The 12910-nt window shown below is 57.1% G+C and carries 13 protein-coding genes; 9 read left to right on the top strand and 4 right to left on the bottom strand.

Going from position 1 to position 12910, the window contains the following annotated elements; all coding sequences use genetic code 11:
- From ACIQ0G_RS06635 to ACIQ0G_RS06620, 4 genes are all read left to right on the top strand, one after another.
- Positions 1 to 1113 (top strand): acetyl-CoA C-acetyltransferase (locus ACIQ0G_RS06635; RefSeq protein ID WP_397577225.1); only part of this gene is annotated, 1113 nt, incomplete at its 5' end.
- 116 nt (positions 1114 to 1229) lie between these two features.
- Entirely contained in the window at positions 1230 to 2012 is a 783-nt protein-coding gene (locus tag ACIQ0G_RS06630) for an SDR family NAD(P)-dependent oxidoreductase (protein ID WP_333790537.1), read from the top strand.
- A gap of 4 nt (positions 2013 to 2016) precedes the next feature.
- Positions 2017 to 2889: a crotonase/enoyl-CoA hydratase family protein gene (locus tag ACIQ0G_RS06625; RefSeq protein WP_397577224.1), complete on the top strand. Its 873-nt coding sequence runs from the start codon at positions 2017 to 2019 to the stop codon at positions 2887 to 2889.
- A gap of 29 nt (positions 2890 to 2918) precedes the next feature.
- The gene (locus ACIQ0G_RS06620) at positions 2919 to 3557 is read left to right on the top strand and encodes a TetR family transcriptional regulator (protein ID WP_397577223.1); all 639 of its coding nucleotides are present in this window, start codon (positions 2919 to 2921) and stop codon (positions 3555 to 3557) included.
- A 133-nt stretch (positions 3558 to 3690) separates the two neighbouring features.
- On the opposite strand, the gene ACIQ0G_RS06615 is transcribed toward ACIQ0G_RS06620, so the two are convergent.
- Positions 3691 to 4884 (bottom strand): CaiB/BaiF CoA transferase family protein, encoded by a 1194-nt coding sequence (locus tag ACIQ0G_RS06615; RefSeq protein ID WP_397577222.1) that lies wholly within the window; start codon positions 4882 to 4884, stop codon positions 3691 to 3693.
- Between the two features lie 72 nt (positions 4885 to 4956).
- Here ACIQ0G_RS06615 and ACIQ0G_RS06610 point away from each other — a divergent pair, with 72 nt between their 5' ends.
- Complete coding sequence (locus ACIQ0G_RS06610) at positions 4957 to 6450, top strand: hypothetical protein (RefSeq protein ID WP_397577221.1); 1494 nt, start codon at positions 4957 to 4959, stop codon at positions 6448 to 6450.
- 61 nt (positions 6451 to 6511) lie between these two features.
- Positions 6512 to 6937: a hypothetical protein gene (locus tag ACIQ0G_RS06605; protein WP_333569701.1), complete on the top strand. Its 426-nt coding sequence runs from the start codon at positions 6512 to 6514 to the stop codon at positions 6935 to 6937.
- On the opposite strand, the gene ACIQ0G_RS06600 is transcribed toward ACIQ0G_RS06605, so the two are convergent.
- Positions 6934 to 7125, bottom strand: coding sequence for a helix-turn-helix transcriptional regulator (locus ACIQ0G_RS06600; RefSeq protein ID WP_324478871.1), 192 nt, complete (start codon positions 7123 to 7125; stop codon positions 6934 to 6936). The two genes, ACIQ0G_RS06605 and ACIQ0G_RS06600, sit on opposite strands and share 4 nt — an antisense overlap.
- Complete coding sequence (locus tag ACIQ0G_RS06595) at positions 7122 to 7526, bottom strand: hypothetical protein (protein WP_397577220.1); 405 nt, start codon at positions 7524 to 7526, stop codon at positions 7122 to 7124. The genes ACIQ0G_RS06600 and ACIQ0G_RS06595 overlap by 4 nt, the downstream gene beginning before the upstream one ends.
- A gap of 189 nt (positions 7527 to 7715) precedes the next feature.
- On the opposite strand from ACIQ0G_RS06595, the gene thrS reads away from it, so the two are divergent.
- From thrS to ACIQ0G_RS06580, 3 genes are read left to right on the top strand one after another with little or no spacing between them, the layout of a single operon-like run.
- The gene (gene thrS, locus ACIQ0G_RS06590) at positions 7716 to 9713 is read left to right on the top strand and encodes a threonine--tRNA ligase (protein ID WP_397577219.1); all 1998 of its coding nucleotides are present in this window, start codon (positions 7716 to 7718) and stop codon (positions 9711 to 9713) included.
- A 30-nt stretch (positions 9714 to 9743) separates the two neighbouring features.
- Positions 9744 to 10166: a DUF305 domain-containing protein gene (locus ACIQ0G_RS06585; RefSeq protein ID WP_397577218.1), complete on the top strand. Its 423-nt coding sequence runs from the start codon at positions 9744 to 9746 to the stop codon at positions 10164 to 10166.
- Between the two features lie 53 nt (positions 10167 to 10219).
- Positions 10220 to 10918, top strand: coding sequence for a sulfite exporter TauE/SafE family protein (locus tag ACIQ0G_RS06580; protein WP_397577226.1), 699 nt, complete (start codon positions 10220 to 10222; stop codon positions 10916 to 10918).
- 29 nt (positions 10919 to 10947) lie between these two features.
- On the opposite strand, the gene uvrB is transcribed toward ACIQ0G_RS06580, so the two are convergent.
- On the bottom strand, positions 10948 to 12910 hold a 1963-nt coding region (gene uvrB / locus ACIQ0G_RS06575; RefSeq protein ID WP_397577217.1), incomplete at its 5' end, for an excinuclease ABC subunit UvrB.

Genomic DNA, 12910 nt, shown 5'->3' with positions numbered 1-12910 from the left:
AAGCTTGCGGGCGTTCACCCCGTCGATTTGGGCGCTGCCGTGCTCGATTCCATTGCTGACCGTAATGATTTCGATCCTGCAGCGATTGAAGACGTCATCATGGGCTGCGTCATGCAAGGCGGCGAACAAGCGGGCGATGTCGGCCGCAATATCGTTCTGGCATCGCGTTTGCCCAATTCAATCCCATCGGTCAGCATTGACCGCCAGTGCGGATCATCGCAGCAATCGATGATGTTCGCGGCGCAAGGCGTTATGTCGGGTACACAGGACATTGTGCTCGCCGCCGGTATCGAAAGCATGACGCGCGTTCCCATGGGTTCGACGTCGATGCTGTTCAAGAAAGAAGGCATGGGCACCTATAAGAGCCCACGGCTCGAAGAAGCCTATCCCGGCATCATGTTCAGCCAGTTCATGGGCGCTGAAATGCTCGTGAAGAAATATGGCTTTACCCGCGAAGACCTTGACCAGTTCGCGCTGGAATCGCACCAGAAAGCTATCGCCGCGACGCAAAGTGGTGCCTTTGCCAATGAAATCGTCGGTATCGAAGTCGATACGCCAGAAGGCAAGATCATCCACAATAGCGACGAAGGCATCCGCTATGATGCAACCTTTGAAAGCCTGTCCGGCGTCAAGTTGCTTCAAGAAGGCGGCTCTATCACAGCCGCGAATGCCAGCCAGATTTGTGATGGTGCTTCGGCCGTTCTGATCGTGTCGGAAAAGGCGCTGAAAGAACATGGCCTCACCCCGCGCGCGCGCATCGTCAATTTGACCGTGACCGCTGGCGACCCCGTCATCATGTTGGAAGAGCCTTTGTTCGCGACCGACCGTGCGTTCCAGCGTTCGGGCATGAAAATGTCGGACATTGACCTGTATGAAGTGAACGAAGCGTTCGCACCTGTGCCACTCGCTTGGTTGAAGCACACCGGCGGCGATCGTTCGAAAATCAACGTTCATGGCGGCGCGATCGCATTGGGCCATCCGCTTGGCGCATCGGGCACGAAGCTGATGGCGACTTTGCTGAATGCGCTTGAAGCACGTGGCGGCAAATATGGTTTGCAGACGATGTGTGAAGGCGGTGGTCAGGCCAACGTTACGATCATCGAGCGGGTATAACGATTAGTCATCCATCACCGTCACCCTGAACTTGTTTCAGGGTCTTAATTTCCACCGTCAAAAAGTAAGATGCTGAAACAAGTTCAGCATGACGGTTAAAACGATCAGGAGTATTTATGAAACTGGATTCAACAGTCGCAGCAGTCGTCACCGGCGGCGCATCTGGCCTTGGTGAGGCAACCGCCCGTGCGTTGGCCGCAAAGGGTGTGAAGGTCGCCATCTTTGATTTGCAGGCTGACAAGGGCGAGGCACTTGCAGCCGAAATCGGCGGTGTATTCTGCAACGTGAACGTCACCAGCGATGAAAGCGTCGATGCCGGTTTCGCCAAGGCGCGTGCTGCGCATGGTCAGGAACGCATTTTGGTCAACTGTGCCGGCACAGGTAACGCGGCGAAGACCGCAAGCCGTTCGAAGGAAGACGGATCGATCAAGCATTTCCCGCTCGATGCCTTTGACCGGATCATCCAGATCAACTTGGTCGGCACATTCCGCTGCATCGCCAAGTCGGCGGCTGGCATGTTGACGCTTGAGCCCATGGAAGATGGCGAACGCGGCGCGATGGTCAACACGGCCTCGGTTGCTGCTGAAGACGGTCAGATGGGCCAAGCGGCTTATTCTGCATCAAAGGGCGGCGTTGTCGGCATGACCTTGCCAATCGCACGCGACCTGATGAGCGAAGGCATTCGCATCAACACGATTCTGCCGGGCATCTTTAACACGCCATTGATGAACGGCGCGCCTCAGGCTGTGAAAGATGGGCTTGCTGCGTCGGTTCCATTCCCGAAACGCCTCGGCCATCCACACGAGTTTGCGCAGGTCGCCATGACCATGATCGAGTGCGGCTATTTCAACGGCGAAGACGTCCGCATCGACGGCGCCATCCGTATGGCACCGCGTTGATCGCATGACCGCGTTCACCCAAATCCTTTATGATGTCACAGATGGCATCGCGACCATCACGATGCATCGTCCCGAAAAGATGAATGCGTTTACAAATGTGATGATGCGCGAAATGTGTGCGGCATTTGATTTGGTGGATGCGGATGATGCGGTGCGCGCCGTCATCGTAACGGGTTCGGGTGACCGTGCATTTTGTGCAGGGGCCGATCTGACACCCGAGGATGGCGGCGACGTGTTCGCGAGCCGGTCCGAAGTCGAAACGCTTTCCGATGAACGCGTGCGCGATTCCGGTGGCCGGTTAACGCTGCGGATTTTCCAATGCAAAAAGCCTGTCATTGGTGCGATCAACGGCGCCGCGGTCGGCATTGGCGCGACCATGCAGCTGCCGATGGATTTCCGCTTGGCCAGTGACACGGCGCGCTTCGGCTTTGTTTTTGCGCGGCGCGGGATTGTGCCAGAGGCTGCCTCAAGCTGGTTCTTGCCACGGCTGGTGGGCATGCAACAGGCGCTGGAATGGTGCATGACGGGCCGGGTTTTCAACGCGGCGGAGGCACTTCAGGGTGGGCTGGTGCGATCCATTCATGCGCCTGCAGAGTTGATGGACGCCGCGCGGGCATTGGCCCGGGAAATCGCTGACAACACCGCGCCAGTGTCGATTGCACTCACACGGGCGATGTTGTGGCGGCTGTACGCTGCGGAACATCCCATGGCCGCGCACCAGATTGACAGCCGCGCGATTTACCGCCGTTCACGCTCAGGCGACGCAAAGGAAGGCATATCCAGCTTCCTCGAAAAGCGGCCACCCGTTTATCCCGATAAAGTTTCCGCAGATATGCCTGACTTCTTCCCATGGTGGGATGAACCTGCTTATAAGTAACCCTGCGTAAACGGGGGGAGTAGACGCCAATGGCCACGACAGGACCAAGGCTGGTGAGTGAAGCGGGTGATAATGCAAAGGCGCGCGACCAGCTTATTGAAGCGGCGAGCCAGATTATGCGTGAGGGCGATACCATCGACCTTTCGTTATCGGAACTGTCGCTTCGTGCAGGCCTGAACAGTGCATTGGTCAAATATTATTTCGGCAACAAAAACGGCTTGATGCTGGCGCTGCTTGATCGCGACATGGGCAATATTGTTTTCAGTCTTGGCGCGTTGCTGGCAAAGGACATCCCGCCGGAAGAAAAGTTACGTATTCACATCGGTGCCGTCATCGACACTTATTATGCGTTCCCCTATCTCAATCGCCTGTTGATGCGCATGGTGCGTGATAGCGCGCCTGTTGAAGCGGCCCGTATCGCGGACCTGTATCTGAAGCCTATTTCGAAGGTGTATGACGCGCTGATCGCCGAAGGCGTAAAGGCGGGCAAATTCCGCAAGCTTGATCCGCAGTTTTTCTACTTCACCGTGACGGGCGCGGCTGACCGATTTTACTCGTCACGCTTGGTGTTGCGCCATTGTTATAATCAGGACGATTTTAACGAAAATATGCGCGACGCCTATCGCGAGCACAGCATCGACCTGATTATGCGCGGGCTGCTGGTTTAGGGCTGCGCACCGGTGGGATAAGGCTTGCTCTCGTCATCCTGAACTTGTTTCAGGATAACAGGCGGCGGTCGTGCGTTATCCTGAAACGAGTTCAGGATGACGATTTTTAGAAGCCAACCACAACGCCAGCCGTTCACAACCCCAACGCGGCCCTAATCTCATCACCATCGGCATCCAGCATCGGCGGATGCGCAAAGTTCGACGCAGGCGTTCCCGCATAATGCACCGGGTGCTTCATCGACCGATATGTACCGATATCGGGCGACTCCAGCTCTTCGAAAAAGCCGACGTCGGCAAGATGCTGGTCGTTGAGGACATCCGCCATGCGGTTATATTTCATCGCCGGGATGTCATGCGCGTCCAACAGATCCAGCCACTCATCAGTAGTGCGCGCGGCGCTGACTTCTTCGATGAGGGCGTATAATTCGCCGGTATGTTTTATGCGTTCCTGATAGGTCGAAAAGCGCGGGTCGTCGAACACATTGGGCCTGCCGCCCAGTTCAAAAAACGTCGACCATTGCCGGTCATTATAGGGAACGATGGCGATGAAGCTGTCCTTGGTCGGATACGGTCGCCGACGGGGGTTTAACGAGCGCGTATAGCCCATGCGGCCATTGCCGGGGAGGAAGGTTTCGCCCCACAGATTTTCGACCATGTTGAACCAGGTGAAGCATTCGAACATTGGAACCTGCACAAACTGGCCGCCTTGCCCACCCGCACGCGCAAGCAATGCCGCCATCGTTGCGTTGGCCGCGAACAGACCGCTGACTTTATCCGCGACAAGGCTGGGCGAATAGGTCGGGCGGCCACCATCGCGCTGCTCGCTTAAAGCAGCAAAGCCGGACGCAGCCTGAATCAGGTCGTCATAAGCCTGCCGCTCGCCATAAGCGCCACCGGATCCAAATCCGGCGCAGTGAATATAGATGATGTCGGGGTTGATGGCCTTGACCGCCTCATACCCGAAACCCAGCCGTTCGACCCCTGCCATGCGGACATTATGGATGAAGACATCGGCCTCCTCCAGCAAGGCTTCGAGAACGGCTTTATCTTCCGGTTTTTTGATGTTGAGGTTGATGGCTTTTTTGTTGCGGTTGAGCGCCGTGAAGATCGGCCCATGCTGCTTGCTGGGCGAATCACCGCCATGGCGCATCAGGTCGCCGGGTGTGTTGCCCTCGCTATTTTCAATTTTAATGACCTCCGCGCCAAGGTCGGCCAATTGCACGGTGGCATAAGGCCCAAGGACAACCGTGGCCATGTCGACAACCTTAATCCCCTTCAACGGACCAGTTGGTTCTTTGTCCCACGTCAATTTCGGCCATTTCGCCATGTGCGCTCTCCTTATCTCTTGCATCGACTGCTAGCATATTTAAGCGTGCAGTTAAGAGATAATCGGGAGTGAATGATGAGCAATTTTGATGCAAGCGCGCCGGTCATTATTGGCGTGGGCGAAGCCAGCCGAAAGACCGTTTCCGGCGAATGGCCAAGCCCACGCGAATTGGCTGGCGCCGCTATCAAGGTTGCACTGGCCGATACGGGTCAGGCCCCATCGGTTGCAGCGGCAATTGATACCATTGCCGCGATCCGCACGTTCGAGGACAGCGGCGTTAGCCTGGGCACCGGGTCGCCCGACAATGCGCCCGAAGCTTTTGGAGCGGCAGGCGGCATCAGCGCGGCGCGGCTGATTTACGCCGATGTCGGCGGTCAAAGCCCGCAGGCGATGTTGAACGAACTGGCGGGTGATATCCGCCGCGGGACCTGTGATGTCGCGGTGCTCGTGGCCGCAGAAGCGACCGGGACCGCAAAGCGCGCGCGCAAGGCGGGTGTGACTTTGGACTGGCGCTTGCCTTCGGACATAGCGTTCGACAATCGCCTTTCCAGTTTTCCGATTTTGGGCCGAACGGAAATCCGCCATGGCATCATTTCCATGCCGCTGGCGTACAGCCTGATTGAAAATGCGCGGCGGATGGAACTGGGATTACACGCTGACGCTTATGCACGGGAAATGGCGGCCTTTTGGTCGGCATTTTCAGCAAAAGCGGAAGGGCGGACCCACGCGCAATTCCCCGGCTTTCGCGCGCCCGACGCGATGCTGAGCGACGACAATGCCAATTACCCGCTGACGGACATTTACCGGCGCTGGCATGTGGCGCAGGATGCGGTCGATCTGGGCGGGGCGATTATCCTGACCAGCGCAGGTAAGGCGCGCGATCTAGGTGTGCCGCAAGACAAATGGGTCTGGCTTGCGGGTGCGGCTGAAGCCGCCGAACCACCATTGGCAGAGCGCGGTGTCATTCACCGGTCGGCGGCGCTTGATTTTGCCATTCCGGCGGCACTTGGGCAGGCCGGAATGCAGGCCAGTGACCTCGGCCCCGTCGATATTTACAGCTGCTTTCCCTGCGCGGTATTTGCGGCCGTTGACACCATGAATGACGCCGCGCGTGCGCTTGGCGATTATACGCTGACCGGCGGCCTCAGCTTTTTCGGTGGGCCCGGCAATGGCTATAGCATGTATAATATCGCCGCGATGGTTGATGCCCTGCGCCAAGATGGATCAAAGCCCGCTTTGGTCACTGCGAATGGCGGCGTAATGTCAAAACAGGCCGTCGGTGTTTATACCGCATCGCAGCCCGCCATTGCCTGGTCGGGTCAATCTGCGAAGGGCTATGTGCCGAAACAGATCGCGCTGGATGACGCCCCACAAGGCAAGGGCCGTATACTCAGCTTTGTCCGGTCCGCGGGCAAGGACGGTTTTGGTCCGGCCACGCTCATTCTCGAAATGGAAAATGGCGCCCGTGCCATGGCGGTGCTGGACAGCACACCCGATGGCGACCTTGGCCATAGGATCGTTGACGTCACGTCGGGCGAAAAACGCCACATGGCGACGATTTTATGATAATCTGCCGTTCATCACGCAGCCGCTATCATGCAGCTATGTGAATTCAGGAGATAGACCGATGCATATCCTCAAACTGGCTGGCCTTGTTTTGCCTTTGACGGTTGTTGCGGCATGCGGCCAAGTCGACCGCACTCCTGCGCCGCTGACCGAGAAGCAGTCTGCTGTCTTAATGAAGGAAATCGGCGGCAAGGTCGCGGGGAAACCGGTAACCTGCATCAGTGATTTCAATGCCGACAATATGATCCGCGTCAGCGACAATATCTTGCTCTACCGCGTGTCGGGCCGCCTTGTGTACAAGAACAATTTGCGGTCACCTTGTCCGGGCCTTGCACGCGACAGTGATATCGTTGTCTCCGAACAATTTGGCAGCCAGAAATGTCGCGGTGATATTCTCCGCTTGGTGGACCGTACCAGCGGCATGACCGGCGGTATCTGTAGCCTTGGTGATTTCGTGCCCTATCGCGCCGAGAAGACTGCGGGTTAATCGCGCAGGAAAATCGCTTCGATCGGCAGGGCAAACAGGTCAGCGATACGAAACGCCAATGGCAATGACGGGTCGTATTTTCCCGTTTCAATGGCGTTCACGGACTGACGCGAAACGCCAAGAGCGTCGGCCAAATCTTGCTGGTTCCAATCGCGTTCGGCGCGCAGGACTTTCAGGCGGTTTTTCATGCTTTCCAGCGCGCAAAAGGACCCGCTACTCCAAGCATAGCAAACCAAATCGCGCCCATCCATTCTGGACCGCTGGCGACAACATCGTAGACGGCAAGAAATTGCCACACGGTCACGGTTACAAGCGTGAATGCCGTTGCCAGCAGCGTCTGCTTGGCAAATAGAAGTCGTTGATATTCATCGTCGATTTCGACCAGCAGTCGAAATATTGCCCAAAATACCCCGATTATGGGGAGTGCGGAGATGAGCGCCAGCCCAATAAGCGTGGCTTGGGAATGTTCGGTGCCACCGCGTGCGAAGGCGAGGCTGCTGGTCAGGATCAGCATATAAGATGCCATAAACAGCAGCACCCTGATGGTATATCGCTGCATGTAGGGCGCAAGCTTTTTCCAAGAGGTCATGTCAAGTTCCCTGTTCAATAAGACAAGCTAACTTTACTTTTTATGTTATGTCATATCAAGGACCCTTTCCATTTAGTCACTGCCGCAGCCCAGTGGGTGCGCAAAGACCGCCAATTCTGCAGGGTTGCGACTTCGCGTTTGGACTGGCAAAGGGGCGGTTCCAAACCGAAGCTGAAAGCACGTAAATCCATGTCCGAGATGATCCGCATTACCCTTCCCGATGGCACTGCCCGTGAAGTCGCGCGCGGCACTACCCCGGCGGATATTGCCGCCGCCATTGGCCCTGGCCTTGCCAAGGCGGCGATTGCAGCGCGGGTGGATGGCGAATTGCGCGATATCACGCGCCCGTTGGACGCCGATGCGCAGCTCGCACTGGTGACCAGCCGTGATGAGGCGGACGCGCTTGAACTTGCCCGCCATGACTTTGCGCACATCCTTGCCGAAGCGGTGCAGGCCTTGTTTCCCGGAACGCAAATTACATTTGGCCCGTCGACCGATGACGGATTTTATTATGACGTGATGGCGCCCGCATCGCGTGGTCCATTCACGATGGACGACCTGCCCGCGATTGAAGAAAAGATGCGCGACATTATCCGCGCAGATAAGCCGCTGCGCCGCGAAGTCATGGCGCGTGATGCGTTGATCGCCACATGGCAGAATGCGGGCGAAAGCTTCAAGGCGGAATGGGCGGCGGAGCTGCCCGAAGGTGAAGAGCTTTCGGTCTATTGGTCGGGCAATGACTGGATGGACATGTGCCGCGGTCCGCATTTGGCGTCGACGGGCAAGCTTGATCCTGCCGCGTTTAAGCTGACGCGCGTTGCCGGCGCTTATTGGCGGGGTGACCAGAACAACCCACAGCTGAGCCGCATTTACGGCACCGGCTGGTTGAATAAAAAGCAGCTCGACGCACATCTGCTGCGTCTTGAGGAAGCCGCAAAGCGCGACCATCGCCGTCTTGGGCAGGACATGGACCTGTTCCATTTGCAGCAAGAGGCACATGGTTCCGTCTTTTGGCATCCAAACGGCTATCTGATCTGGCGCGAGCTCGAAGCCTATATGCGCCGCGCCATCGACGGCGCTGGCTATAAAGAAGTGAAAACGCCGCAGGTCATGGACGCGCGGCAATGGGAGCAATCGGGGCATTGGGGCAAATATCGCGCCAACATGTTCGTGATCCCTGACGAAGTGCCGAATGTTGATGATGAGGGCCCCGTGATTTCGGGTGAGGCCGACTGGATGGCGTTAAAGCCCATGAACTGCCCGGCGCACGTTCTGATTTTCCGCCAGGGTATCAAATCCTATCGCGACCTGCCGCTGCGCATATATGAAAACGGCTGTTGCCACCGCAACGAACCGCATGGTGCCTTGCATGGACTGATGCGGGTGCGTCAGTTCACGCAGGATGATGCGCATATCTTCTGCCGCGAAGACCAGATTGTCGAAGAAGTGCAGGCATTTTGTGCGCTGGCCGACCGCGTCTACAAAGAATTTGGTTTCACTTATTCGATCAAGCTCGCGCTGCGTCCGGACCAACGGTTCGGATCGGATGCGGATTGGGACAAGGCGGAAAATGAACTGCGCGACGCCGTCGTGCGCGCGGGCCTTGCGACGCCGGAATTTGGTTGGGAAGAATTGCCCGGCGAAGGCGCATTTTACGCGCCAAAGCTTGAGTGGCATTTGACCGACGCCATTGGCCGCACATGGCAGGTTGGAACGATCCAGTCCGACCGCGTCCTGCCCGAACGGCTTGATGCAAGCTATGTCGGTGAAGATGGCGCACGCCACCGTCCCGTCATGTTGCACCGTGCAATCTTTGGCAGCTATGAACGCTTCATTGGCATATTGATTGAGCATTATGCCGGTCGCTTCCCTGTCTGGTTGGCGCCCGTGCAGGCGGTCGTTGCGACCATTACGTCGGAAGCAGATGGCTATGCGCATGATGTTACGGCCAAGTTGAAAGCGGCTGGTATTCGGGTTGAGTCCGACACGCGGAACGAGAAGATCAATTACAAGGTGCGCGAACACAGCGTTGCTAAGGTACCCCATCTCCTCGTCGTTGGCATGCGTGAGGCAGAAGAGGGCAAGGTCGCCATCCGCAGCCTTGGTTCCGACGGCCAGCGTATCATGACGCTGGATGAAGCCATTGCGATGCTGTCGCATGAAGCAACCCCGCCCGATATTCGTTAAACCAAATTTCGGTCAGATAAGGAGATTGTGATGAAGACGCTTCCTTTCACGCTCGCGGCTATCTTGCTGCTGGCGGCGTGCCAAAAACCGGCCGCAGATGATGCTGCCACAACAACGGAGGCATCTACCGAGGCCGACGCCACCGCAAGCTACAACGCGGCGCAAAAGGGCTATGCCGCGGCCAATGACAAAATGCATGCCAGCATGGGCAATATCGCCGAAGATGCGGACGTTGCGTTTATGCAGGGCATGATTCCGCATCATGTCGGCGCGGTCGAAATGGCCAAAGTTGCGTTGGAACATGGCAAGGACCCCGAAGTCCGCGCACTCGCCGAAAAGGTAATTGCGGCGCAGGAAGCCGAGATCAAAGAGATGCAGGCGTGGCTCGATACAAAAGGCGTGAAGGCAGAAAAGCCGCTCACTGCCGCTGACCATGCGGCAATGGGGCACTGAACATTCACGACCTGACGGGCCTTGCCACCGCGCAATTGCTGCTGTTGTCTGCAATGACCCTTGGCGCTGCGTATATCCGTGGGCTGACGGGTTTTGGCATGGCGATCATTCTGGTGCCGTTGTTCGGGATGATTGTTACCCCGGGCCAAGCGGTCGTCATTGCCATATTGCTGCAGGTGCTGATTGGACCCGTTGGGCTAAAGGCCATATTCGCCGACGCGCATCGGCAAAGTGCGTTGATGATTGCGGCATTTGCGATGCTTGCAACACCGATTGGTATATTGTTGCTGAAGGTCACAACCCCTGACGTTGCGCGGTTGATGATCGCGGCCATTGCCATAGGTGCGTTCGCGCTCGTCCTGCTGCCACAACGTGGCGAACTGCGCCCGGGACCAAAGGAGACCGCAGCGACCGGTATTGCATCGGGTATCCTAACCGGCTTTGCCGCGATGCCCGGCCCGCCTGTTGTGCCATTCTACCTGCGCCAACCAATCCCGCCCAAGGAAGCGCGCGCATCGATGATGCTCGTGTTTTTCGCAACGGCCATTGCGGGCACGATTTCGGCCTTTGCCTTGGGTTTGGCCGACGCGCGCTTATTGTGGCTGTCGCTGTTGCTGTTTCCGTCTGTGCTGGCGGGCAACTGGCTTGGCGCGAAATCCTTTGGCAAAGTGCCGCCAAGCTTGTGGCGCAGTTTTGTCGCGGGCATCCTGGGCCTTGCCGGAATTTCGGCGTTCATTCGGCTCTTCAACTGAGAACGTAAAAGCTGCCTAAAAGCCGGGGCCTACTTCCCAAATTTCCGTTGCGTTTTTCCGTACCGCATTTTGCGTGTGCCGGGCTGACCTTCCGTCGATCGGCCGCGTGGGGCGGCGACATGTTGCTGGTGCGGCAGGCCAAGCTCGGTTGCTTCTAATGAGCGAATTTCATCGCGCAGACGTCCAGCCTCTTCAAATTCAAGATCCGCAGCGGCAGCGCGCATCTTCTTTTCAAGATCGTCGATATAGGCCCGCAGATTATGGCCGACGAGGTTATTGGTACCGTCGGCGTCAATCTCGACCAGCACCGAATCGCGGCTGGCGGTATCGGCAACGATATCGTGGATGTCGCGCTTGATGGTCGCAGGCGTAATGCCATGTTCGATATTATAGGCATGTTGTTTTTCGCGGCGGCGGTCGGTTTCGCGAATCGCACGCTCCATGCTTCCCGTCATCCGGTCGGCATATAGGATAACGCGGCCTTCGACGTTACGTGCGGCGCGACCAATGGTTTGAATGAGCGACGTTTCGCTGCGCAGGAAACCTTCCTTGTCCGCATCCAAAATCGCGACGAGCCCGCACTCGGGAATATCCAGACCTTCGCGCAGCAGGTTGATGCCGACAAGCACGTCATACACACCGCGCCGTAAGTCACGGATCAGCTCGATGCGCTCCAACGTCTCAACATCGCTGTGCATATAGCGCACGCGCAAGCCTGCCTCATGCATGAACTCGGTCAGGTCCTCGGCCATGCGCTTGGTCAGCGTGGTGACCAATGTCCGGAAACCTGCCTCTGCCGTCTTGCGGCATTCGTTGATGCAATCCTGCACCTGATCTTCCACGGGTTTAATCTCGACAGGTGGGTCGATCAGCCCCGTTGGCCGGATAACCTGTTCGGCAAACACGCCGCCCGATTGTTCCATTTCCCAACCGCCGGGTGTTGCAGAAACGCACACCGTTTGCGGGCGCATAATGTCCCATTCGTTGAAACGCAGCGGCCGGTTGTCGATGCAAGAGGGCAGGCGGAAACCATATTCAGCGAGCGTCAGCTTGCGCCTATGGTCGCCCTTTGCCATCGCGCCGATTTGCGGCACCGTCTGGTGGCTTTCGTCGACAAACAGCAATGCATTTTCAGGTAGATATTCAAACAGGGTTGGCGGCGGTTCACCTGGAAGGCGGCCCGTTAAAAAGCGCGAGTAATTTTCGATGCCCGCGCAACTGCCGGTCGCCGCGATCATTTCCAGATCGAAATTCGTCCGTTCCTCAAGCCGCTGCGCTTCCAGCAATTTTCCTTCGGACACCAGTTCTTTCAGCCGCTCTGTAAGTTCGAACCGAATGGCTTCGCTCGCCTGCTTCATCGTTGGGCCGGGCGTCACATAGTGGCTGTTCGCGTACACGCGCACACTGTTCAGCTTTGCGCCTGTCGTCCCCGTCAGCGGATCAAACTCGGCGATTTCCTCAATCTCGTCGCCAAAGAAACTCACGCGCCATGCCATGTCTTCATAATGCGACGGGAAGATTTCCAGATTGTCGCCCCGCACGCGGAAATTGCCGCGGGCAAAGCCGGTGTCGTTGCGCTTATATTGCAACGCGACGAGCTTGCGGATCAATTCGCGCTGATCAACGCTTTCGCCTGCTTTCAGGTCGAATATCATCGCTGAATAGGTTTCCACCGAACCGATACCGTAAATACACGACACAGAGGCAACGATGATAACGTCATCACGCTCCAGCAACGACCGCGTCGCCGAATGGCGCATACGGTCAATGGCCTCGTTTACGCTCGATTCCTTCTCAATATAGGTGTCGCTGCGCGGGACATAGGCTTCGGGCTGGTAATAGTCATAATAGCTGACGAAATATTCGACCGCATTGTCGGGAAAGAAGCTTTTAAACTCGCCATAAAGCTGCGCGGCCAAAATCTTGTTCGGCGCAAGGATCAACGCTGGGCGCTGCAACGCCTCAATGACTTTCGCGACGGTAAAGGTTTTG

Origin of the sequence: Sphingorhabdus sp., assembly GCF_044354325.1 — a bacterium.
Classification (GTDB): domain Bacteria; phylum Pseudomonadota; class Alphaproteobacteria; order Sphingomonadales; family Sphingomonadaceae; genus Sphingorhabdus_B.
The sequence above is the reverse complement of the archived record's forward strand: the minus strand, read 5'-3'. Positions and strand labels throughout refer to the sequence as shown.